The 21,139-nt window shown below is 68.0% G+C and carries 19 protein-coding genes; 10 read left to right on the top strand and 9 right to left on the bottom strand.

Annotated features, from left to right (window positions below):
• Window positions 1-31 precede the first annotated feature (31 nt).
• Together ACLKOY_RS07555 and ACLKOY_RS07550 are read left to right on the top strand one after the other, a co-directional pair.
• Window positions 32-829: an amino acid ABC transporter permease gene (locus tag ACLKOY_RS07555; protein WP_140036278.1), complete on the top strand. Its 798-nt coding sequence runs from the start codon at window positions 32-34 to the stop codon at window positions 827-829.
• Window positions 826-1,581 (top strand): amino acid ABC transporter ATP-binding protein, encoded by a 756-nt coding sequence (locus ACLKOY_RS07550; RefSeq protein ID WP_140036279.1) that lies wholly within the window; start codon window positions 826-828, stop codon window positions 1,579-1,581. Before ACLKOY_RS07555 ends, ACLKOY_RS07550 begins: the two co-directional genes overlap by 4 nt.
• Window positions 1,582-1,662: 81 nt before the next feature.
• Here ACLKOY_RS07550 and ACLKOY_RS07545 read toward each other — a convergent pair whose 3' ends face one another.
• The 4 genes from ACLKOY_RS07545 to ACLKOY_RS07530 are packed head-to-tail and all read right to left on the bottom strand — an operon-like array spanning window position 1,663 to window position 5,613.
• Window positions 1,663-2,742, bottom strand: a complete 1,080-nt coding sequence (locus ACLKOY_RS07545) for an ABC transporter ATP-binding protein (protein ID WP_436453079.1) — start codon at window positions 2,740-2,742, stop codon at window positions 1,663-1,665.
• The gene (locus ACLKOY_RS07540) at window positions 2,739-3,533 is read right to left on the bottom strand and encodes an ABC transporter permease (protein WP_436453078.1); all 795 of its coding nucleotides are present in this window, start codon (window positions 3,531-3,533) and stop codon (window positions 2,739-2,741) included. Before ACLKOY_RS07540 ends, ACLKOY_RS07545 begins: the two co-directional genes overlap by 4 nt.
• On the bottom strand, window positions 3,530-4,477 hold the full coding sequence (locus ACLKOY_RS07535; protein ID WP_436453077.1) for an ABC transporter permease: 948 nt from the start codon (window positions 4,475-4,477) through the stop codon (window positions 3,530-3,532). The genes ACLKOY_RS07540 and ACLKOY_RS07535 overlap by 4 nt, the downstream gene beginning before the upstream one ends.
• Window positions 4,474-5,613, bottom strand: coding sequence for an ABC transporter substrate-binding protein (locus ACLKOY_RS07530; RefSeq protein ID WP_436453076.1), 1,140 nt, complete (start codon window positions 5,611-5,613; stop codon window positions 4,474-4,476). The genes ACLKOY_RS07535 and ACLKOY_RS07530 overlap by 4 nt, the downstream gene beginning before the upstream one ends.
• A 180-nt stretch (window positions 5,614-5,793) precedes the next feature.
• On the opposite strand from ACLKOY_RS07530, the gene ACLKOY_RS07525 reads away from it, so the two are divergent.
• A complete protein-coding gene (locus ACLKOY_RS07525) occupies window positions 5,794-6,627 on the top strand; it encodes a sulfite exporter TauE/SafE family protein (protein ID WP_436453075.1) in 834 nt (277 codons plus the stop codon).
• 180 nt (window positions 6,628-6,807) lie between these two features.
• Here the strand turns inward: ACLKOY_RS07525 and aspS are convergent, their stop codons facing one another.
• A complete protein-coding gene (gene aspS, locus ACLKOY_RS07520; protein WP_436453074.1) occupies window positions 6,808-8,589 on the bottom strand; it encodes an aspartate--tRNA ligase in 1,782 nt (593 codons plus the stop codon).
• Between the two features lie 129 nt (window positions 8,590-8,718).
• Between aspS and ACLKOY_RS07515 the strand changes: the two genes are divergently transcribed.
• Window positions 8,719-9,093: a DUF5684 domain-containing protein gene (locus ACLKOY_RS07515; RefSeq protein WP_042539011.1), complete on the top strand. Its 375-nt coding sequence runs from the start codon at window positions 8,719-8,721 to the stop codon at window positions 9,091-9,093.
• 1 nt (window position 9,094) lies between these two features.
• Window positions 9,095-9,724 (top strand): histidine phosphatase family protein, encoded by a 630-nt coding sequence (locus tag ACLKOY_RS07510; protein ID WP_436453073.1) that lies wholly within the window; start codon window positions 9,095-9,097, stop codon window positions 9,722-9,724.
• Window positions 9,725-9,812: 88 nt separating this feature from the next.
• On the opposite strand, the gene ACLKOY_RS07505 is transcribed toward ACLKOY_RS07510, so the two are convergent.
• Window positions 9,813-10,712, bottom strand: a complete 900-nt coding sequence (locus tag ACLKOY_RS07505) for an NAD(P)/FAD-dependent oxidoreductase (protein WP_436453072.1) — start codon at window positions 10,710-10,712, stop codon at window positions 9,813-9,815.
• A 60-nt stretch (window positions 10,713-10,772) separates the two neighbouring features.
• Here ACLKOY_RS07505 and ACLKOY_RS07500 point away from each other — a divergent pair, with 60 nt between their 5' ends.
• The 5 genes from ACLKOY_RS07500 (at window position 10,773) to ccsB (ending at window position 15,495) form a co-directional block, all read left to right on the top strand.
• Entirely contained in the window at window positions 10,773-11,177 is a 405-nt protein-coding gene (locus ACLKOY_RS07500) for a MerR family transcriptional regulator (protein WP_042539017.1), read from the top strand.
• Between the two features lie 64 nt (window positions 11,178-11,241).
• Complete coding sequence (locus ACLKOY_RS07495; protein WP_290159839.1) at window positions 11,242-11,895, top strand: TlpA family protein disulfide reductase; 654 nt, start codon at window positions 11,242-11,244, stop codon at window positions 11,893-11,895.
• Window positions 11,896-11,911: 16 nt separating this feature from the next.
• Entirely contained in the window at window positions 11,912-12,691 is a 780-nt protein-coding gene (locus tag ACLKOY_RS07490) for a cytochrome c biogenesis CcdA family protein (RefSeq protein WP_436453071.1), read from the top strand.
• Between the two features lie 28 nt (window positions 12,692-12,719).
• Complete coding sequence (gene resB / locus ACLKOY_RS07485; RefSeq protein ID WP_436453070.1) at window positions 12,720-14,504, top strand: cytochrome c biogenesis protein ResB; 1,785 nt, start codon at window positions 12,720-12,722, stop codon at window positions 14,502-14,504.
• Between the two features lie 4 nt (window positions 14,505-14,508).
• Window positions 14,509-15,495: a c-type cytochrome biogenesis protein CcsB gene (ccsB, locus tag ACLKOY_RS07480; protein ID WP_436453069.1), complete on the top strand. Its 987-nt coding sequence runs from the start codon at window positions 14,509-14,511 to the stop codon at window positions 15,493-15,495.
• 15 nt (window positions 15,496-15,510) lie between these two features.
• On the opposite strand, the gene ACLKOY_RS07475 is transcribed toward ccsB, so the two are convergent.
• From ACLKOY_RS07475 to ACLKOY_RS07465, 3 genes are all read right to left on the bottom strand, one after another.
• Window positions 15,511-16,107, bottom strand: a complete 597-nt coding sequence (locus tag ACLKOY_RS07475; RefSeq protein WP_436453068.1) for a 2'-5' RNA ligase family protein — start codon at window positions 16,105-16,107, stop codon at window positions 15,511-15,513.
• A 161-nt stretch (window positions 16,108-16,268) separates the two neighbouring features.
• The gene (locus ACLKOY_RS07470; protein WP_436453067.1) at window positions 16,269-18,233 is read right to left on the bottom strand and encodes a YhgE/Pip domain-containing protein; all 1,965 of its coding nucleotides are present in this window, start codon (window positions 18,231-18,233) and stop codon (window positions 16,269-16,271) included.
• The gene (locus tag ACLKOY_RS07465; protein ID WP_436453066.1) at window positions 18,230-21,031 is read right to left on the bottom strand and encodes an MMPL family transporter; all 2,802 of its coding nucleotides are present in this window, start codon (window positions 21,029-21,031) and stop codon (window positions 18,230-18,232) included. Before ACLKOY_RS07465 ends, ACLKOY_RS07470 begins: the two co-directional genes overlap by 4 nt.
• Window positions 21,032-21,139: the final 108 nt, after the last annotated feature.

The raw sequence follows: 21,139 nt of genomic DNA, 5'->3' as shown, positions 1-21,139 counted from the left end.
GCGAGCGACGTAGGACAGGGAGACCTTGACAATGGCGTTGAGGCGCACCACGAAGAGCAAGCTGTATCGGTACACCGTCTACGCGATCCTGATCGCGGTCGTCGTCTGGCTGATCGTCAGCACCGACTGGGCGAGGATCGCGCAGCTCTACTTCAACCCGGAGATCGCCGCCAAGATGCTCCCGGGCATCATCACGACGGCGCTCGTGAACACACTGTGGTTCACGGCGGTCGCGTTCGCGGGAGGTCTGCTGCTCGGCATCCTGCTTGCGCTCATGAAGCTGTCGAGCATCGGGCCCTTCCGGTGGATCGCGACGGCGTGGATCGAGCTGTTCCGCGGGCTTCCCGCGATCCTCACGATCTTCGCCATCGCCTTCATCCTGCCGATCGGACTCGGCGTGCCGGGGACCAAGCTCGGCGGCCCGGTCGTGCTCGGACTGATCGGTCTGATCCTGGTGGCGTCGGCCTACATGGCCGAGACGATCCGCGCGGGTATCCAGGCGGTTCCGAAGGGGCAGACCGAAGCTGCACGCTCCCTCGGCATGTCGCCCATGAAGACGACGTTCTGGATCGTCGTGCCGCAGGGCTTCCGCATCATCATCCCGCCGCTGACCAACGAGTTCGTGCTCCTGCTGAAGGACACCTCGCTGCTCTTCGTCGCGGGATCCTTCATCTGGTCGAAGGAGCTCACGAACTTCGCGCGTGACGCGAGCACGCAGAACGCGAACGGAACGCCGTTGATCATGGCGGCGGCCCTCTACCTGATCGTGACGATCCCCCTCACGCGCTTCAGCGCGTACCTGGAACGAAGGATGTCGAGGCAGCGATGATCACCGATCTGATTGACGTCCACGCGCCGGCGATCGACCTGCAGGGGCTCGTGAAGAGCTTCGGCGACAACGAGGTGCTCAAGGGCATCGACCTCACCGTCACAAAGGGCGAGGTCGTCTGCATCATCGGCCCGTCGGGCTCCGGCAAGTCGACGCTGCTGCGCTCGGTCAATCTGCTCGAAGAGCCCACCGGCGGCAAGGTGCTCATCGAGGGCATCGACATCACCGACCCTGATGTCGACATCGACCGGGTGCGCACGCGCATCGGCATGGTGTTCCAGAGCTTCAACCTGTTCCCGCACCTCGATGTGATGGGCAACCTCATGATCGCGCAGCAGCGCGTGAAGAAGAGGTCGAAGGCGGAGGCCGAGAGAGTGGCCAAGGAGATGCTCGGGCGCGTCGGACTCTCCGAGAAGGCCGACGCCTTTCCCGGGCACCTGTCGGGCGGTCAGCAGCAGCGCGTCGCGATCGCGCGTGCGCTGTGCATGAACCCTGACATGATGCTGTTCGACGAGCCGACCTCGGCGCTCGACCCCGAGCTCGTCGGCGAGGTGCTGCAGGTCATGCGCTCGCTCGCCGATGAGGGGATGACCATGCTGGTCGTCACGCACGAGATGGGCTTCGCTCGCGAGGTCGGGTCGCGACTGATCTTCATGGACGGCGGATACATCGTCGAAGAAGGCGACCCCCGCGAGGTGCTCGCCAACCCGCAGCATCCGCGCACGCAGGACTTCCTGGCACGAGTGCTCTGATCCTCGGATCACCCGCGCCTACAGAGACCCCCTCCCGCTGATCCAGCAGGAGGGGGTCTCTGTATGCGCGTCGGCGGCGAGTCAGCCGCGCGGATGCACGGCCACAGGCTCGGGAGCGACGGCGATCCGCACTCGATCTCCGAAGGCCGGGTGGATGCCGGGAGCATGCTGGAGGCGCACCAACTCACCCGACTCCGTGCGCACGAGCGTTCGGCGCATGCTGCCCAGGAACGTGCTCTCCTGCACGAGGGCGTCGGTCGCGGCATCCGCCTCCGACGCGAAGTGCACGTTCTCCGGACGCAGGTAGACGTCGACGGGCCCGTCGGCCGGCGACTGCAGGGGGAGTTTCTGGCCCCACACCACGACGTGGTCGCCCTCGGCGACGCCCGACACGACGCTCGAAAGACCGACGAACGCGGCGACACCCGCCGTCGAGGGTGTCGTGTAGAGCTGCTCGGGAGTGCCGATCTGCTCGACGGTGCCTGCGTTCATCACGGCGATCCGGTCTGAGACGGCCAGAGCCTCCTCTTGATCGTGCGTGACGAACACGGTGGTGATGCCGAGGCGAAGCTGGATGCGACGGATCTCGTCACGCAGCTGCACGCGCACCTTGGCGTCGAGGGCGGAGAGCGGCTCGTCGAGCAGCAGCACCTTCGGCTCGGTGACCAGAGCGCGGGCGAGCGCCACTCGCTGCTGCTGACCGCCCGAGAGCTGATGCGGGAAGCGGTCGGCGAAGTCGGCGAGCCCCACCAAAGCCAGGGCGTCGAGAGCCCGCTTGGCCGCCTCGGCCTTGCCCACCCCGCGGCGCCGCAGCCCGAACGCGGTGTTCTCCGCCACTCGCAGGTGCGGGAACAGCGAATAGGACTGGAAGACCATGCCGATGTCGCGCTTGTTGGTCGGCACGCGCGAGACGTCTCCGCCGTCGAGCAGCACGGCGCCGCTGTCGAGACCCTCGAGGCCGGCGAGCACCCGCAGCAGAGTGGTCTTGCCGCAGCCGGAGGGGCCGAGCAGAGACACGAACTCGCCGGGGGCGATGTCGAGGTCGACGCCGTGCAGCACCGTGTTGCCCGAGTAGCTCTTCACGATGCCCTGCAGCTGCACGCGGGTGCCCTCGCCGGCCTCGGCGAGCAGCATGTTGTCGGCGGTGTCGGGGAGGGTCATGAGCGGGCCTTTCCGTTGCCGCGAGCGAGGCGGCCGATGAGCAGAAGCAGAAGGAAGACGAACAGCAGCGCCAGCAGGGTGAAGATCGCGGGAGCGTAGGCGTCCTGTTTCTGGACGACCACCATGGCCGTCTGGAAAACCTGGCGGTTCAGGAGCGAGGCGATCGTGAACTCTCCGAGTACGACGGCGATCGAGATCAGCGACGCCGCCAGCAGCCCCTGGCGCAGGTTCGGGGCGAGCACCTTGAGCACGACGGTCGGCCAGCTCGCACCGAGCGATCGCGCGGCCTCGGCGAGGGTGCGCATATCGGCCGCGTCGATGGAGGCCTGGATCGAGCGGTACGCGAACGGCAGCACCGTGATGCCGTAGGCGAACGCCAGCGTCCACGTGCCGGTGCCGAGTGCACGCCCGATCTGCAGGTAGATCGGCGCGAGCCCGACGACCAGCACGATCGCGGGGATCGAGATCGGCAGCAGCACTGCGAACTCGAACACGGGCCTGAGCTTCGCGAAGCGCAGGTTCACCAGGATCATCGTGGGTGCGAGCAGCAGCAGCACGATCGCGACCGTCACGACGGCCAGGATCAGGGAGTTGCCGAGGCCCATCCAGATGGGCTTGATCGCCGCCGACTTCTCGGGGTCGAACAGGGCGGCCCAGCGCTCGAGTCCGAGGGTCCCGTCGGTCTGGCGCAGCGTGTAGAGGAACGTCGAGATCAATGGGATGGCGAAGAAGGCGCCGACGACGATGCCGATGATCCATCGTGTCGCGAGAGAAGGGCCGAGACGGGTCATGACTGCCACCTCGCGGCTCGTCGTTGGATGAGCGAGTACAGGGCCATGACGACTCCGACGATCACGATCATGCCCAGCGCGAGTGCGCCGGCCAGGTTCTCACGGCCGAGCACGGTCTCGCTGGTGAGTGCTGCGCGGATCTGCAGCGGGACGATCTGCGCGCCCTGGCTCGCAAGGGCCGCGGCCGTGGCGTACGACGAGAACGCGTTCGCGAACAGCAGCAGCAGGCTCGCGAGAAACGAGGGGGCCAGCACCGGGACGCCGATGCGCAGCCAGAAGCTCGAGCTGGTGCCGCCGAGCGTGAGGTTCGCCTCGGCCCACTGCGGCTTCAGCGCGGCGAGGGCGGGCATGAACGTGATCACCATGAGAGGGATCTGGAAGTAGATGTACGGCAGGATCAGCCCGGGCAGCTCGTAGAGCCAGGTGCCGTTCTCGAAGATGTCGAACCCGAAGGTGTCCTGCAGGAACAGCTTGAGCACTCCCTGGATGCCGATCGTGGCGATGAAGGCGAACGCGAGCATCACGCCACCGAACTGCGCGAGCACGCCGGCCGCGGCATCCACCGTCGAGCGGACCGCCCCGTCGGGGTTCATTCCGAGGAGGGCATAACAGACCAGTGCTCCCACGATCGCGCCGACGACGGCTGTCAGCAGCGACAGCCCGGCCGAGTTAGCGAACGTGGCGAGCACGACGGGGTCGCCGAGGGCCGAGACGTTCGCCCACGTGAACGAGCCGTCCTTCGTGAAGAAGCCCGAGCCGATCGCGAGGATCGTCGGCACGGCGAGGAAGAGCAGCACGTAGGCAGCGAAGGGCACGAGACCGAGCCAGGCCGCTGACGGCGCCGAGCGCCGGGGCCCCGAGCTGACGGGCCCGGCGCCGGCCGGAGTGAGGGGGACGGGGGCGGATGCCGTGGCATCCGCCCCCGTCGTGGTGGCAGTGGTCACTGGACCGCCGCTGCCCACTTCTCGCCGAGCAGCGTACCGGCGTTCGTCGACTGCTCCTCGGTCGGGACGACCGTCTCGTTCGGGACCTCGGGAAGATCCGCGGCCATGTCGGCGTCGATCGTGCCGGCCTCGGTCATGGCCTCCATGCGAGCCGGACGAGCGCCGCCCTTGAGCCACAGGTTCTGCACCTCGTCGCTGTAGAGGAACTCCTGCCACAGGCGTGCGGCCGCCGGGTTCGGGGCATCCTTGTTGATCGCCTGGTTGTAGTAGCCGGCGTAACCGGTGCCGTCGAAGACGACGACCTCCCAGTTCTCGTTGTCAGCCTTGTGCGAGGCGTTCAGGTAGTCCCAGTCGAAGACCACAGGGGTCTCGCCGCTCGCGACGGTCGCCGTGGTGACGTCGACCTTGAGCAGGTTGCCGGCCTTCTGCATGTCGGAGAAGAAGTCGATGCCCGGCTGGAAGTCGTCGAGCGTCCCGTTGGACTGCACCGTGGCGAGGCCCACAGCGGCGAACGCCGCACCGGCCTGCGTCGGGTCGCCGTTGATCGCGACGGCCCCCTTGTAGGCGGCATCCTTCAGGTCGTCGAGCGACTCGGGAGCGTCGAACTTCGAGGAGTCGTAGCCGATAGACATGTATCCGCCGTAGTCGCCGACGAAGAGTCCGGTCGGCTCCTTGAGTGCGTCGGGGATGTCGTCCCACGTCTGCACCTGGTACGGGGCGAACACATCGGTGTTCTGCAGGGCGACCGTGAGGCCGAGGTCGAACACGTCGGGTGCGGTGTCGAGGCCCTCGTTCGTCTTCGCGGCCTGGATCTCTTCCGCGCTCGAGACGTCGGGTGAAGCCTCGTTGATCGTGATCTCGGGGTACTTCTCGGCGAAGAGGTCGAGGATCTCGCCATAGTTGGCCCAGTCGCGCGGAAGGGCGATGACGTTGAGCTGGCCCTCGGCCTTGGCGGCCTCTTCGAGCTCGGCGAAGGAGCCGAAGTCCTCGACCGAGGTGGCTGCGGCGGCGTCGACCTCGTCGCTGCCGGCGGCCGGGGCCTCAGCGCCCGTCGCGCAGGCGGTCAGGCCGAGCGCTGCGGTGGTGAACAGGGCGATGCCGGCGCCGATGCGCGCGCGGCGGTGGAAGTTGGTCATCAGGGTCCTCTCGGTGCCCGGCGTTGCGCGCCGGATTCGGGTTGCGAGAGGACACTATGAGCCGCGGGTTGCCGATCATCGCGGCCTCGGTGAACGAGAGGTGTCCGGGTCGTGGCGGGTCGCCCACGCCCGGCATGACGCCGGTGGTCGGGGTGTCGTGCGGTCTGACATCCTGGACGGATGGACATCGGTGGGATGCTGGGGCTCGAGCAGCTCACCTGGGGAACCCTGATCCTCATCGTCGTCGCGGCGTTCGCCGCCGGGTGGATCGACGCGGTCGTGGGTGGCGGCGGGCTGCTGCAGCTGCCTGCGCTGTTGCTGATCCCCGGCATCACGCCGATCCAGGCCCTCGCCACCAACAAGCTCGCCTCCGTGTTCGGCACGGCCACGAGCAGCGTCACGTACTACCGTCGAGCGAAGCCCGACATCCGCACGGCTCTACCGACGGCGGTGATCGCGCTCGTCGGGTCGTTCGGCGGGGCAGCCGTCGCGACGATCCTGCCTGCCGCGGCCTTCAAGCCGATCATCGTCGTGGCGCTGCTCGCCGTGGCTCTCTTCACGGCGTTCCGGCCGCAGATGGGTGCGGCGACCCGGCTGCGATTCAGCGGTCACAAGCACCACATCATGGCGGGGCTCTCGGGACTCGTGATCGGCTTCTACGACGGACTCATCGGACCGGGGACGGGCACGTTCCTGGTGATCTCGCTCGTCGCACTGCTGGGCTACGACTTCCTGCAGGCGAGTGCCAAGGCCAAGATCGTGAACCTCGCGACGAACACCGGCGCCCTGCTGCTGTTCATCCCGCACGGCGCCGTGCTGTGGCTGCTCGGCGGCATCCTCGCCGTCGCGAACGTCGCGGGCAGCTACCTCGGCTCGCGCATGGCGATCTCGCGCGGCACGACCTTCATCCGGGTCGTGTTCCTCGTCGTGGTGGTCGCGCTGATCGCCAAGCTCGGCGTCGACGTCTGGAACGAGAACATCGCCCCGGCGCTCGCTGCTGTGGCCGGTCGTTGAGCGAGGCCGGCGGAGCCGCCCGAGACGAATCGCGGTGAGGTCGGCTCGCGTCGTTTCGTATCCGTCGACTTCGTCGTCTTCGCTCTACGAACGGACTTACGTACGCGCGGCCGCGGCGGCGCAGGGCAGGCGAAGAGGCCCCCTCCTGCGTGAGCGGGAGAGGGCCTCTTTATGCGAGGGTCAGGCCTCGTCGTCCTCGGGCTCGAAGTCGACGCCGGCCTCGGCACGCTGTTCGGGCGTGATCGGAGCCGGAGCAGCGGTCAGCGGGTCGAAGCCGTTGCCCGACTTCGGGAACGCGATGACGTCGCGGATCGAGTCGGTCTTCGCCAGGTGCTGCAGCACGCGGTCCATGCCGAGCGCGATTCCACCGTGGGGCGGTGCGCCGAACTTGAACGCGTCGAGCAGGAAGCCGAACTGCTCCTGGGCGACCTCGTCGCTGATGCCCATGACCTCGAACACGCGCTTCTGCACGTCTTCGCGGTGGATGCGGATCGATCCGCCGCCGAGCTCCGAGCCGTTGCACACGATGTCGTATGCGTAGGCGAGGGCAGATCCGGGGTCGGTGTCGAACGTGTCCTGGAATTCCGGCTTCGGTCCGGTGAACGCGTGGTGCACGGCGGTCCAGGCTCCGGCGCCGACGGCGACGTCACCGGATGCCACGGCATCCGCTGCCGGCTCGAACATCGGAGCGTCGACGACCCAGGTGAACGCGAACTCGTCGGGGTTCAGGTAGCCGAGACGGCGGCCGATCTCGACGCGGGCGGCGCCGAGAAGAGCGCGGCTCTCCTTGGTCGATCCGGCAGCGAAGAACACGCAGTCACCGGCGGAGGCGCCGACGAACTCGGCGAGCCCGGCCTGCTCGGCCCCGGACAGGTTCTTGGCAGCAGGGCCGCCGAGCGAGCCGTCCTCGTTGAAGAGCACGTACGCGAGGCCGCGGGCGCCGCGCTGCTTGGCCCAGTCCTGCCAGGCGTCGAGCTGCTTGCGCGGCTGGCTCGCGCCGCCGGGCATGACGACGGCACCGACGTACTCGGCCTGGAACACGCGGAACGGGGTGTTCGCGAAGTACTCGGTCGCCTCGACGAGCTCGAGTCCGAAGCGCAGGTCGGGCTTGTCGGAGCCGTACTTCGCCATGGCATCGGCATAGGTCAGGCGCGGCAGCGGGGTCTGCACCTCGACGCCGATCGTCTTCCACATCGCCTGGATGAGCGTCTCCATCAGCGTGATGACGTCTTCCTGGTCGACGAAGCTCATCTCGATGTCGAGCTGCGTGAACTCCGGCTGACGGTCGGCGCGGAAGTCCTCATCGCGGTAGCAGCGGGCGATCTGGTAGTACTTCTCGACGCCGCCGACCATGAGCAGCTGCTTGAACAGCTGCGGCGACTGCGGCAGGGCGTACCAGCTGCCGGGGTGCAGGCGGGCGGGCACGACGAAGTCGCGAGCACCCTCCGGAGTCGAGCGGGTGAGCGTCGGTGTCTCGACCTCGGTGAAGTCCTCGCCGTGCAGCACATCGCGCACGGCCTTGTAGACGTTCGAGCGCAGACGCAGAGCGGACGCCGCCGCGGGGCGACGAAGGTCGAGATAGCGGTACTTGAGGCGCGCCTCCTCGCCGACCGTCTCGGTGTCGGCGACAGCGGTCGACACCTGGAACGGCAGCGGAGCGGACTCGTTCAGCACCTCGACGTCGGTCGCGATGAGCTCGATCTCGCCGGTCGGCAGGTTCGGGTTCGCGTTGCCGTCGGGGCGACGCGAGACCTCGCCGGTGACCTTGAGGACGAATTCGTTGCGCAGCGGGTGCGCCACCTCTTCGTCGCGGATGACGACCTGCGCGATGCCCGATGCATCCCGAAGATCGATGAACGCGACTCCTCCGTGATCACGACGGCGATCGACCCAACCCGAGAGGGTGACGGTCTGACCGATTTGCTCGGCTCGCAGTGAGCCTGCCGAGTGGGTGCGAAGCACGGAGGATTCCTCCTGATCTGGGAAATGATGAACCCGCCCATTCTACGGGGGCGGTGTCGCCTCCTCCGCCGGTGGCATATCGGTCACTAGGATCGCCACGACAGCCATTCGACCAGCGAAAGGGTCATCATGGACTCCAACGGCATCTCCGACCTGTACGCATCGATCTTCTCCGGCACCACGGGGCTCATCGCCCTCGTCTTCTACGTGCTGGTGGTCATCGGCCTGTGGAAGGTGTTCACGAAGGCGGGATACCCCGGCATCCTCGCGATCATCCCCATCGTGAATGTCGTGTTCCTCGTCAAGATCGCCGGGATGTCCGGCTGGCTCGCGCTGCTCTATCTGATTCCGATCGTGGGCTTCATCTTCGGGATCATCGTCGCGATCAAACTCGGCGAGCGGTTCGGCAAGGGCGGGCTCTTCTCGTTCTTCCTGCTCTTCGTCTTCCCCTACATCGGGTATCTGATCATCGGCTTCGGCGAGTCCCGCTACCGCGCGGTCTGACATGGTGGCGTCTCGACTGCACCTCGTCCGACACGGTGAGGTGCACAATCCGAAGCGCGTGCTCTACGGCCGGCTGCCCGACTACCACCTGAGCAAGGCGGGGCGGGAGATGGCCCAGGCGGCCGCCGATCATGTCGCCTCGCTCGACAGACCGGTGGCAGCGCTGTACTCCTCGCCGCTGGAGCGTGCGCAGGAGTCGGCCGAGCCTTTCGCGACACGATTCGACCTCGTGCCCGAGATCGACATCCGCATCATCGAGCCGACCAACGTGTTCGAGGGCACGCAGATGCGCCGTTCGCTGATGAACCCGCTCAACTGGTGGCACCTGCGTCAGCCGTCGCTGCCGAGCTGGGGCGAGCCCTACGCGTCGATCGCCGAGCGGATGCTGGGCATGATGGGCGAGGCCTGGCGATCGGTCGACGGCGGTGACCTCGTGATGGTGTCGCACCAGGCGCCGATCTGGATCACCCACCTGCGGGTCGCGGGTCTGCCGCTGCAGCACGATCCCCGTACCCGGCGCTGCGCACTGTCGAGCGTCACCTCGTTCGAACTCGTCGGCGACGTGTGGCGAGAGGTCGCCTACGCCGAACCCGCGTCCACCGGCGGTGCGGTCGACGTCGGGGCGGTCTGAAGTCTGAGCTAGCGGCTCTCGTCGCAGTGATGGTCGCTCCCCGAGTCGGGAAGCGACCATCACTGCACTGCGGCGAAGATGCTCGCGATCACGGAGCCATCAGCGACTGGATAACCCCGACCGCCGCGAGCTGACCGGCCGCGGCGGCCAGCAGCACCGAGGCCATCGGCCCCGGAAGCGACGCACGGTGTGCGAGGTCGCCCGCGGCGAAGACGCCGGCGAGTGAGGTTCGACCGAAGTCGTCGATCTCGATCGACCCGGACGGCAGCATGCGCAGCCCGAGCTGGTCGGCGAACGGCGCACGGTGGCGGAGCGAGCCCGATGCCACGAAGACGCCGGCCACAGTCCGATCGCCGGAATCGGTGGTGACCCGCACATCGTCGCCGTCCGGCGCTACCGCCGTCACGAGGTCCACGCTCACCCGCGCTCCCCGCCCTTCGAGCGTCTGCACCTCTTCTGTGGAGAACGCCTGATCGACCGGGAAGACCGTGATGTCTCCTGCGATGCGACCCAGAAGCCCGATCAGGTGCTCAGCCCGAGGTGCGGGGCCGAGGATGGCGATGGAGCGCCCCGCATGCTCGTGGCCGTCGCAGAACGGGCAGCTGAAGGCCTTCACTCCCCACAGCTCCTGCAGACCGGGCACGGATGGCAGATCGTCGGCGACGCCGGTCGCGAGGATGACGCTCTTCGCCTCGACGGAGACTCCGTCCGCGAGCAGCACGGTGAACGCGCCCTCCACACCCGAGACCGACTGCGCTCCGACGTCACGGATCTCGACGTCGGCATACTCGGCAAGCTGAGTGCGTGCGGTCGCGCGGAACTCCGCCGGGGGAGTTCCGTCGTTCGCGACGACGTTGTGCATGTGCAGTACCGTGCCGTTGCGGTACTCACCGGAATCCAGCAGCAGCGTCGAGCGGTGCATCCGTCCCAGGGTCAGTGCCGCCTGCAAGCCGGCGGGGCCTGCTCCGATCACGATCGCGTCGTACATGTGGTGTCCTTCCGAGGGGCGGCGGTTGCTTTCGTCCTCAGTCTGTGACTTCATGTCAACATGAAGTCAAGTGTCGAGAGTCCCTGGTCCGTCGGCGAGGTGGCTGCCCGTTTCGAGCTGCCCACGAACGTGCTGAGGCACTGGGAGACGGTCGGGCTGCTGCGACCCGCACGCGACTCCGCCGGGAGGCGCCGGTACGGGCAGGACGACGTGGTGCGCATCGCGGTGATCCAGCGCAGCAAGGCGGCGGGCATGACCCTCGACCAGATCGCCGTCTTGCTCGACGACGGAAGCGCCGGGCGGCACGAGGTGCTGCAGCAGCATCTCGACGATCTCGACCGGCGGATGGAGGACATGCGCCGATCGCGCGAGATGACCGAGCACGCAATGGGATGCCGCTCGCACGACATCGCCACCTGCCCACGTTTCCGGGCGAGCGTGGCCGACGTGCTGGCCCGCCTCTGACCGTCGCTGCGCACCCCTGGGGCGTCCGGCCCATGCATAGGAACCCCCGCGTAAACTGGGAATCGTGCCACTCGCCTCGACGGTTCGTCCGATCCGCAGCGGCCGCTCCTCCCGCATCCGGCCTTCCCGCCGCGCGGTCGGTGCCGCGCTCGCCGCGGTACTAGCCATCGGTCTGAGCGCCTGCGCTCCCGATCCCGTGAACGATTCGTTCCTGAGCGGTGACAACCCCGGTTATGTCGCGGCCGACGGAGCGATCGTCGAGATTCCGGTCGCCGAGCGCGGCGAACCCGTCGTCGACTTCGGCGGCGTGACCGAGAACGGCGACGACTTCAGCAGCTCCGAGCTTGCGGGCAAGGTGACGGTCGTCAACTTCTGGTACGCGGGTTGCGCACCATGTCGTCTCGAGGCGGAAGACCTCGAGAGCGTGTGGCAGGAGCACGGCGGAGACGACGTCGCCTTCCTGGGGATCAACACCCGTGATCAGGCCGACACCGCCAAAGCGTTCTCGGCGGAGTTCGGCGTGACCTACCCGAGTCTCATCGATGTCGACACCGCTGAGGCGAAGCTCGCCTTCGCATCGTCGGTGCCGATCCAGGCGACCCCGACCACTCTCGTGCTCGACAAGCAGGGCCGGGTCGCCGCCCGGATCATCGGCCCGATCGACGGCACCTCGATCCTCTCGACGCTCGTCAAGGACGCGCTCGCGGAGGACTCGTGAGTCTCTCGGGAGCGGCGTGAACCCCGAAGCCATCATCGGATCGGGAGCCCTCTGGCTCGCGATCCCCGTCGCGATGCTCGCCGGCCTCGTCTCCTTCCTGTCGCCGTGCGTACTGCCGTTGGTGCCCGGCTACCTCGGGTTCCTCGGGGGAGCCGTCGCTCCTCGCGGCGCGGCGAACACCACGGACGGCACCGCCGTCTCGACGGTCGAGGCTCCCGCCCGCAGTCGACTCGTGCTCGGTGTGCTGCTCTTCATCCTGGGCTTCACCCTCGTCTTCATCCTCTACACGGTGCTCAGCGGCACGTTCGGCGTCTTCTTCATCCGCTGGGGCGACCTGATCACGCGCATCCTCGGAGTCTTCATCATCGTCATGGGCCTGATCTTCCTGGGCGCCTTCGGGTTCGCGCAGCGAGAGATCCGATTCCACGTCGACTCCAAGGTGGGCATCATCGGTGCGCCACTGCTGGGAATCGCGCTCGGAATCGGCTGGGCTCCGTGCATGGGGCCGACGCTCGGCGCGATCATCGCTCTCTCGTTCAACGCCGGCGACCCGGTGCGCGCCGGGTTCCTCGGCCTCGCCTACTCGCTCGGCCTCGGCATCCCGTTCCTGCTCGTCGCCCTCGGTTTCGGCTGGGCCACGAAGACGGTCGGTTTCCTCCGTCGCCACATCCGCGTCGTGAACATCATCGGCGGCGTGCTGCTGATCGTCCTCGGCGTGCTGATGGTGACCGGGCTCTGGACCGACATCATGTCGCGACTCACGGTGGTGATCGGCAGTGTCCCCCTCCCGTTCTGATGAGAACACGACGCATCGGAAGGATGACGTGAGCAGCACAACCGAGAGGTCCAGCGATCCGCTCCGACCGTCAGACCACGTCGACGGCGAGGAGTCGATCACCCAGCCGCGCCTGGGCTTCGTGGGCTGGCTGCGCTGGGGCTGGCGTCAGCTGACCTCGATGCGCACCGCGCTGATCCTGCTCCTCGTGCTCGCGATCGCCGCGATCCCCGGCTCGATCTTCCCTCAGCGGATGGCCGACCCCAACGGCGTCACGGAGTGGGAGCGCAACAATCCCGATCTGTTCCCGGTGCTCGACTCGCTGAAGCTGTTCGACGTGTATCTGTCGCCGTGGTTCTCGGCGATCTACCTGCTGCTGTTCGCCTCGCTGGTCGGCTGCGTGATCCCGCGCATCCGGCACCACGCCAAGGCGCTGCAGGCGCGGCCTCCCCGCACTCCCGCACGACTGAAGCGGCTGGCCGACTTCCGCGCCGTCGAGCGCGCGTCGACGGACGCGCCCGCCGACGCTGCGACCACGATCGACATCGCGACGAAACAGCTCAAGGCTCTCGGATACCGTGTGGAGCGCTACGACTCGGGGCGCACCTCGTCGGTCTCGGCCGAACGCGGCTACTGGCGCGAGACCGGCAATCTCCTCTTCCACCTGGCCCTCGTCGGCGTACTGATCACCGTGGGCGTCGGGGGCGGGTTCGCCTACACCGGCCAGCGAGTGCTGGTCGAGGGTGAGACGTTCGCCAACACGCTGCTCGACTACGACTCGATGAACCGCGGCCGGTTCGTCAGCGACGGCGCCCTCGCGCCGTATTCGATGCGCCTCGACAGCTTCGACGTCACCTACCAGCCCTTCGGCGAGCCCGGCTCGGGTCAGGCGGGCGACTTCTCGGCCAACGTCACCGTGCAGGAGAACGGCGAGGAGCGCACCGGCTCGGTCAAGGTCAACGAGCCTCTCGGCGTCGCCGACGACAACGTCTTCCTGCTCGGCAACGGGTATGCCCCGACGATCACGGTGCGCGACCCCGACGGGGAGGTCGTGTTCACGAACAGCACGCCGTTCCTGCCGCAGGACAACAACATGACATCTCTCGGTGTCATCAAGATCCCCGACGGACTCAGCGAGCAGATCGGCCTCGTCGGCTTCTTCTATCCGACAACGGGTGTGCTCGACACCGGTGCGTTCTTCTCGGGCTTCGGAGATCTGACCAACCCGACCCTCACGCTCGACGTGTACACGGGCGATCTGGGCATCAACGAGGGCGTGCCGCGTTCGGTCTACGTGCTCGACACCTCGGACATGACGAAGGTGACCGGACGCACGACCGATCTCGAGTCGATCGAGCTGGCCCCTGGTGACACGGCCGACCTGCCGAACGGACTCGGAACCGTGACCTTCGAAGACGAGTCGCCGGCCGGGGCCACCGACGCCTCGCAGTCGGTCAAGCGCTTCGCCTCGCTGCAGATCCACCGCGACGCGTCGGGGCCGTGGGTTCTCGGCTTCGCGCTCCTCGCGCTCGGCGGACTCATGCTCGCCCTGTTCATCCCTCGGCGCCGAGTGTGGGTCAAGGCGACGGCAGATGGTGGCGTCGTCTCGCTCGAGTATGCGGGTCTCGCACGCGGCGAGGATCCGACTCTCGCGACGGCTGTCGACGACCTCGTCGCCGGTCACGCGCGTCTGATGGACGCGGCGGGAGTGACGACAGCGGTCGAGGCGCCGAAGCCGACCGACATCGACTCCGACCAGGCTGAGACGGCGTCCGAGAACGTCCGCGAGGGTGACCCCGAACGCCCCGCATCCGACACCCCGAAAGTAGACTGACACCATGTTCGATCTCGAAGTGATCTCGCCGATCCTGCTGTGGACGGCGATCGCGATCTACGCTGCGGCCTTCGTGGCCTACGCCTTCGACCTCGCCCGCCGGTCGCAGCTGTCCGCCGATGCGGCGAGCGTGCGGGAGTTCGAACTCGTCGGTGCCGGAGCGAGCGCGCGCGGTGCCAAGGGAGGGAAGGGTGCCTCGGCATCCGACTCCGCGGTCGCCCCGCAGCGTTTCGTGATGGCTCGCATCGGCACCTCGCTCACCGTGCTCGCCTTCATCTTCCACCTCGCCGCCACGCTCACGCGCGGTTTCGCGGCCGGGCGCGTGCCCTGGGCCAACCTCTACGAGTTCGCGATGATGGGCACGCTGCTGATCGTCGCGGTGTTCCTCGCGGTTCTGACGCGCGTCGATCTGCGCTTCCTCGGCACGTTCATCACCGGTCTCGTCGTCGTGCTGCTGGGGCTCTCAGCCACGAACTTCTATGTCGAGGTGTCGCCTCTGATGGACCCGCTCAAGAGCGTGTGGCTGGTGATCCACGTCTTCGTGGCATCCCTCGGCACCGCGTTCTTCGCCCTGGCGTTCGCGCTGTCGGTGATCCAGCTGATGCAGTCCCGCCGCGAGCGGCTGATCTCCGAGGGCGCCGAGAAGACCGGCCCCGGGTTCCTGCGCACCTTCCCCGGGTCGGAGCGCCTCGAGAGCATGGCCTACCGCTTCACGATCATCGGATTCATCCTCTGGACGTTCACCCTCATCGCCGGTTCGATCTGGGCCTATTACGCGTGGAGCCGCTTCTGGGGCTTCGACGTCAAGGAGACGTGGACCTTCGTGATCTGGGTGCTCTACGCGGGGTACATCCACGCTCGTGCGACGCGCGGCTGGCGCGGCAACCCGTCGGCCTGGCTGGCGATCGTCGGCTTCTCGGCCGTGCTGTTCAACTTCACGATCGTCAACGTGTTCTTCAAGGGTCTGCACGCGTATTCGGGCCTCAGCTGAGCGCCCGAGCGGACCTCATCTGAACGAGCGCAGTCCGAACGGGATCACTTCGGAGTGCTCGACGCCGTCTTCGTACCAGACGAGCTCGGCCTCGCTGATGGTCTCGGCGGGGCGCGAGCTGAGCGAGCGACGGGATTTGTGCGACAGCTCGGTCCACGCCGCAGGTGCGAGCGTCTTCGCGTAGATCACCGACAGGTGGAACGTCCAGTCCTCCGTGCTGCGCTCGTCCAGTCGACGGAAGTCGGTTCCCTCGAGAGCCTCACTGAGATTCGCGTAGGCCGACACCAGCGACGGGGTTCGTCTCAGGCGCAGGATGACGACCTGCCACGGAGCCGGGAACACGTCGACGGCCTCGGCGACGACTTCGATCGGGCGCTGCGCCACCGCCCATTCGCGGATCAAGGCGAGCAGGTCTTCCCGACGCTCGGGCTCATGGAATGCGCGGAGCGTGACGTGCTCGGTGTTCGGGTGCGGAGCGTCCATCCGGCCGAGGGCCGACCTCTGCTCTGCCCGGTAGACGTCCGACACCGCTCTCGTCGGGCGCAGCACGAGATACTGCTGCCCCTCGAGTGACTCGAGCTGGGCGGGAGATGTCATGAACGGGCGACGCATCTTCTGATCGTACGTGCGTAGGGCCAAGTGCGAATACCGCCTCTGCCCGGCGGGCACGGCTTCGGACGTCGACGACGACGCGCCGCGAATCGAGAACGAGTCGCGGCGCGTCGTCGGGTGCGGTCCGAAGATGTGCCCGGGCGGGGTGCCCGGAGAAGCGCTCAGGCGGTCGCCAGAGCCGCTCTCACCGACGTCGTGCGACGCAGGGCGACGGCGACCGTGGTCGCGACGAGTGAGAGCACAGCCCACACGATGAGGCCGGCGGCTGCGCCTCCGTTCGCGGCGATCAGTCCGGCGAACGCGGGGGCGGTCGGCAGGGAGGCACCGAGATCCGCGAGCCAGTCGGGCACCGTCGAGATCAGCCCTGTCGCGATCGCCAGCACCCCCACGAGCGCGCTGATCCAGCGACCGATGCCGCCGAAGACGGCGACGAGCGCCTGGTTGACAGCGGCGAAGACGACACCTGCGAGCACGGCGATACCGGCGAACGCCCACCACGTCGCGGCGTCGTAGCTCGCGACGAACTGCACGATCAGGGAGACCAGCAGGCCCTGAGCGGCGCCGATGGCGGCTGCCGGGGCGAAGGCGCGCAGCGCGAGTCCCGCAGATGAGCGTCGCGAGGTGAGAGTGCGCGCGGTGTGCGCCCGCATCACGAGGAACGAGGCGAGAGCACCGAACCACAGCACTACTGCCGTGAGCAGCGGGATCGCGGTCGGACCGAAGATCGTGGCACCGTCGGCGCCCTTCGACGCCACAGGGTCGGCGATCACCGAGGCGAGCGAGGTCGACTCGGAGTCGCTGAACGAGGGGAGGGACTCGGATGCCGTGCGCAGCCCACCGGCGAGATCACCCGTGCCGGTGGCGAGGGTGTCGAGGCCGGTCGCGAGCTCGGAGGCGCCGGTCGCGAGCTCGGTCGTCCCGTCCGACAGCTGAACGGCTCCGGTCGACAGTGCTCGGGCACCGGCAGCGGACTCGTCGAGACCTTGGGACGCAAGCTGGTTCAGGCCGTCCGCGAGGCTCGTCGCGCCGGCGCCTGCGTCACCGAGCTGGGTCGCGAGGGTCGTGAACGCGCCGGGAAGAGTCGCGATCTGCGGTTCGACGGCCGTGAGATACCCCGATGCGGTTCCCGCTGCTTTGGCGGCTGCTCCTGCGTTCGCGGCCTCGGTCGCGAGCTGAGCACACAGCTCTCCCGAGACGGCAGGATCGCAGCTCGCTGCCATCGTGCCAAGCGTCTGCGCGAGGCTCGCGGTCTTCGTCGCGGCGTCGGTCGCGGCATCGGTTCCGGTCGCGACGGCCCCCACGAGCGCGGGCATCTGACCTGCCTGGGTGTTCAACTCCGTCGCCCCCGCGGTCAGTCCGCTGCCGATCTGACTCGCGCCGCCCGCAGCCTCGCGGGTCTTCGTCGCGAGCGTGTCGAGCCCGGAGGCGAGCGACGAGGCGCCGTTTCCGAGCTCGGTGGCGCCCGAGGCGAGCTGTGTCGCCCCGTCGGGGATCGCGGCCGCGCCCGTCGCTGCATCGCGTGCGCCGGTGGCCAGCTGGGCGGCGCCGTCGGCGGCCTCGCTGATCTGATCGCCGATCGTGGTGAAGCCGACGAGGATGTTCTCGGTGGTGGCCTCCGACAGCAGTGTGCCCATGCTCGAGGCGGCGACGTTCGCGATCTGACTCGTGATGAGATCGTCGGCGACGAGCCCGTCGTCCGGCGTGGTGACCTGGATGGTCGCCTGCTCGGCGTCACCTCCGCCGTCCGAGATCGCCTGCCCTGCCGAGGTCGCGGCGGCGGAGAACTCCTCGGGGATCGTGATGACGGCCTGATACGACCCGTCAGCGAGGCCGTCTGCCGCGTCCTCCTCGTTCGAGATCACCCAGGTGAGGTTGGAGTCGAGGTCGTCCGATCCTTCGACGAGTCCTGACGCGAGCTGCCGACCCAGCGGCGTCAGCTGTCCGTCGATCTCCACTGGCTCGTCGAGGTTGACGATCGCGGCGGTCATCGAGTCGAGGCGCTCGGTCGGGTTCTGCAGTGCGGCGACCAGGATGCCGCCCACGGCCGCGGGCAGCAGCAGGACGCCGAGGATGGTCAGCCACGTGATGGGCTTGCGCGAGCGGGCGCGTTCGATGGGGAGGGTCATGCGTTCACCTCGGTCGATTCGGTGGTGCCGTCCACGGTGCGGGGCACCGAGGACTCGGGTCGTGTCTGTGCTGCGGGTGCGTCGATGTCGATCACGTCGGCGGGCGTGCGGCCGGCGTCTGCGAGGATCTCGAGGCCGATCTCGGCGTCGAGCGCAGTGAGCAGGATCGCGGTCGTGCTGCGGGAGTCCCGCAGTCGTGCGGCGAGCTGATCGCGTTCGGGGCGCGAGAGCCGGTCGGCTGCGTCGATCACCACGAGCGCGGGCCGTCCGCGAAGCGCCTCGGAAAGGTCTGCCGACAGGCTTCCGGCATCCGCGGTCATGACCGCTCCGACATGCGCGCGCACCCATGCCGCTCGTCCTGGAAGCAGATGACCGGCGACGCGGAGACGTCCGTCGTCGGGAGTCGCACGGCCGGCGATCAACAGCGCCAGGGCACGCAGCGCGCCGGGGGACGAGCCGGTGAGCACGGCGGACCCGCCGGGGGAGAGGCGCAGGCGGAGACCCTCGATGCCGGCATCCGTCGCCGCGAGATCGTCGGCGGCCACGACCGAGTCGTCGCCTGGCCATTCCGCCAGGTGGCGCTCGCGTTCGACCGCCTCGCCCTCGATGTCGACGCTCGGAAGGATCTTCTCCAGCCACGCCGGGATCTCCCATGCGCGCTCGCCGAGGATGGCCATGAGAGCGGGGATCAGCGTCATCCGCACCAGGAACGCATCGATCGCGATGCCGGCCGCGAGGCCCAGAGCGATGGGCTTGAGCGAGGAGTCGCCTTCGGGCACGAACGCCACGAACACGGCGAACATGATGAGTCCCGCAGCCGTGACGACCTTCGCAGACCCCGTGAAGCCGCTGCGCACGGCTCGCAGCGCCGCGGCGCGACGCGTGGCTCGGTCGGGGCGCTTCCCGTCGGGGTCGTGCACGAAGTCCTCGCGCATGCGCGACACCAGGAAGACCTGGTAGTCCATCGCAAGCCCGAACAGCACACCCATGAGGATGATCGGCATGAAGCTGATGATCGGGCCCACCTTGGCGACGTGCAGGGCATCGGCGAACCAACCCCACTCGAACACCGCGCCGACGATGCCGAAGGCGGCCACGATCGAGAGCAGGTAGCCTGCGGCGGCGGTGATCGGCACCCAGAGCGAGCGGAACACGATCGTGAGCAGGATCAGCGAGAGACCGATCACGAAGATGCCGAAGGGCAGCAGCGCGTTGCCCAGTTGGTCGGAGATGTCGATGCCGACGGCGGTGAAGCCGGTGACCTTGAGGTCGATTCCGAACTCGTCGAGCCATTCGTCATGATGCGATCGCAGCTCGCGCACCAGGTCGGCCGTCGCGGGGTCGTCGGGTGCCGTCTCGGGGACGATCTGCACGATGCCGGTGTCGGCGGTCTCGTTCGGGGTCGCGAGGGCGACCTCCTTCACTCCGTCGATCTTGGCGACCTCGTCGCCGAGGTCTTCCATCAACGTGAGGGGGTCGGTCGAGGTGACGATCGTGCCCGTGAGGATCATGGGTCCGTTGAAGCCGGGGCCGAACTCCTCGGCCACGAGGTCGTAGCTCTGCCGCGCCTCCGAGTCCTTCGGCAGCACGCCGGCGTTCGGCAGCGCGAGGTTCAGGCTCAGAGCAGGCACCGCGACGATGCCGAGGCCGATCACGACGGCGAGCGACACGAGAATCGGGCGCTTGGTCACGCCGGTCACCCAGCGCTCGCTGAATCGCACACGCTGAGCGGGAGCAGGCTTGCCCTTCTTCGCCTTCGGAGCCTTGCGCGGCCGGCCCGCCACCCGGCCCTTCATGAAGCCCAGGAATGCGGGGGTGAGCGTCACCGCGATCGCGACGGCGACCGCGACGGCGGCGGATGCCGCGATGCCCATGGTCGTCAGGAACGGGATGCCGGCGAAGCCGAGTCCGATCAGTGCGATCAGCACGGTCACACCGGCGAACACCACTGCGGAGCCGGCCGTGCCGACGGCGCGGGCAGTGGACTCCTCGGGGTCGACCCCCTCGCGCACCTGGTCCTGGTGCCTGGCCATGATGAACAGCGCGTAGTCGATGCCGACCGCGAGGCCGAGCATGAGGGCGAGGAGAGGAGTGGTCGACGAGACCGTGGCGAAGGCGGTCGCGGCGAAGATGCCCGCCATCGAGATGCCCACGCCGAGCACCGCGGTGAGCAGCGGGAGCCCTGCGACGACGAACGATCGGAAGGTCACGATCAGCACGAGCAGGGCGATGAGCAGGCCCACCGCCTCGGTCAGTGTGACACCGGGGATGGAAGTGGCGAACAGTTCGCCGCCGAGAGCGGTCTGGGAGCCGTCGGGGAGCTCGTCGGCGAGTTCGGCCACGACGGCGCGCAGGTCGTCCTGGGTCTCGTCCGAGACGTCGGACGCCTGACCGTCGAACTGCAGGCTGATGATGCCCGCGGTCTCGTCGTCGTTGAGCATGCCGCTGACCATCTCGTCGAACGGGGACGTCGCAGAGAGCACGGAGTCATCGAGATCGGCGAGCCGGTCGACAGCATCCTCGATGTCGGTCCGATACGCATCATCGGCGATCGAGTCGCCGTCCGCGGCGACCACGATGATCTGCGCGCTGGTTCCGCTGACCTGGGGGAAGGAGCGGTTGAGCTGCTCGAGACCCGCCTGGGATTCGGTCCCCGGGATCGAGAACGAGTTGTCCGTTCCTGCCCCGAGCACGAGCGCGCCGGCGCCGGCGATGCCGAGCGCGAGGAGCCAGGAGACGAGGACGCGCCACGGGTGCCGGTATGACCAACGGCCGAGCGAGGACAGGAGTGTGGACACGAGGCTCCTCAGGAAATACGGGCCGGATACACAGGTGTATCCGATACATACCTGTATCGTAAGGTGGTCCGAGCCCCGGAGTCTGTGTACGGGGTGTGAGAATGTGAG

This window comes from Microbacterium sp. K2, assembly GCF_051365005.1.
Classification (GTDB): Bacteria; Actinomycetota; Actinomycetes; order Actinomycetales; family Microbacteriaceae; genus Microbacterium; species Microbacterium foliorum_B.
This window is presented reverse-complemented; position numbering and strand designations above follow the sequence as displayed.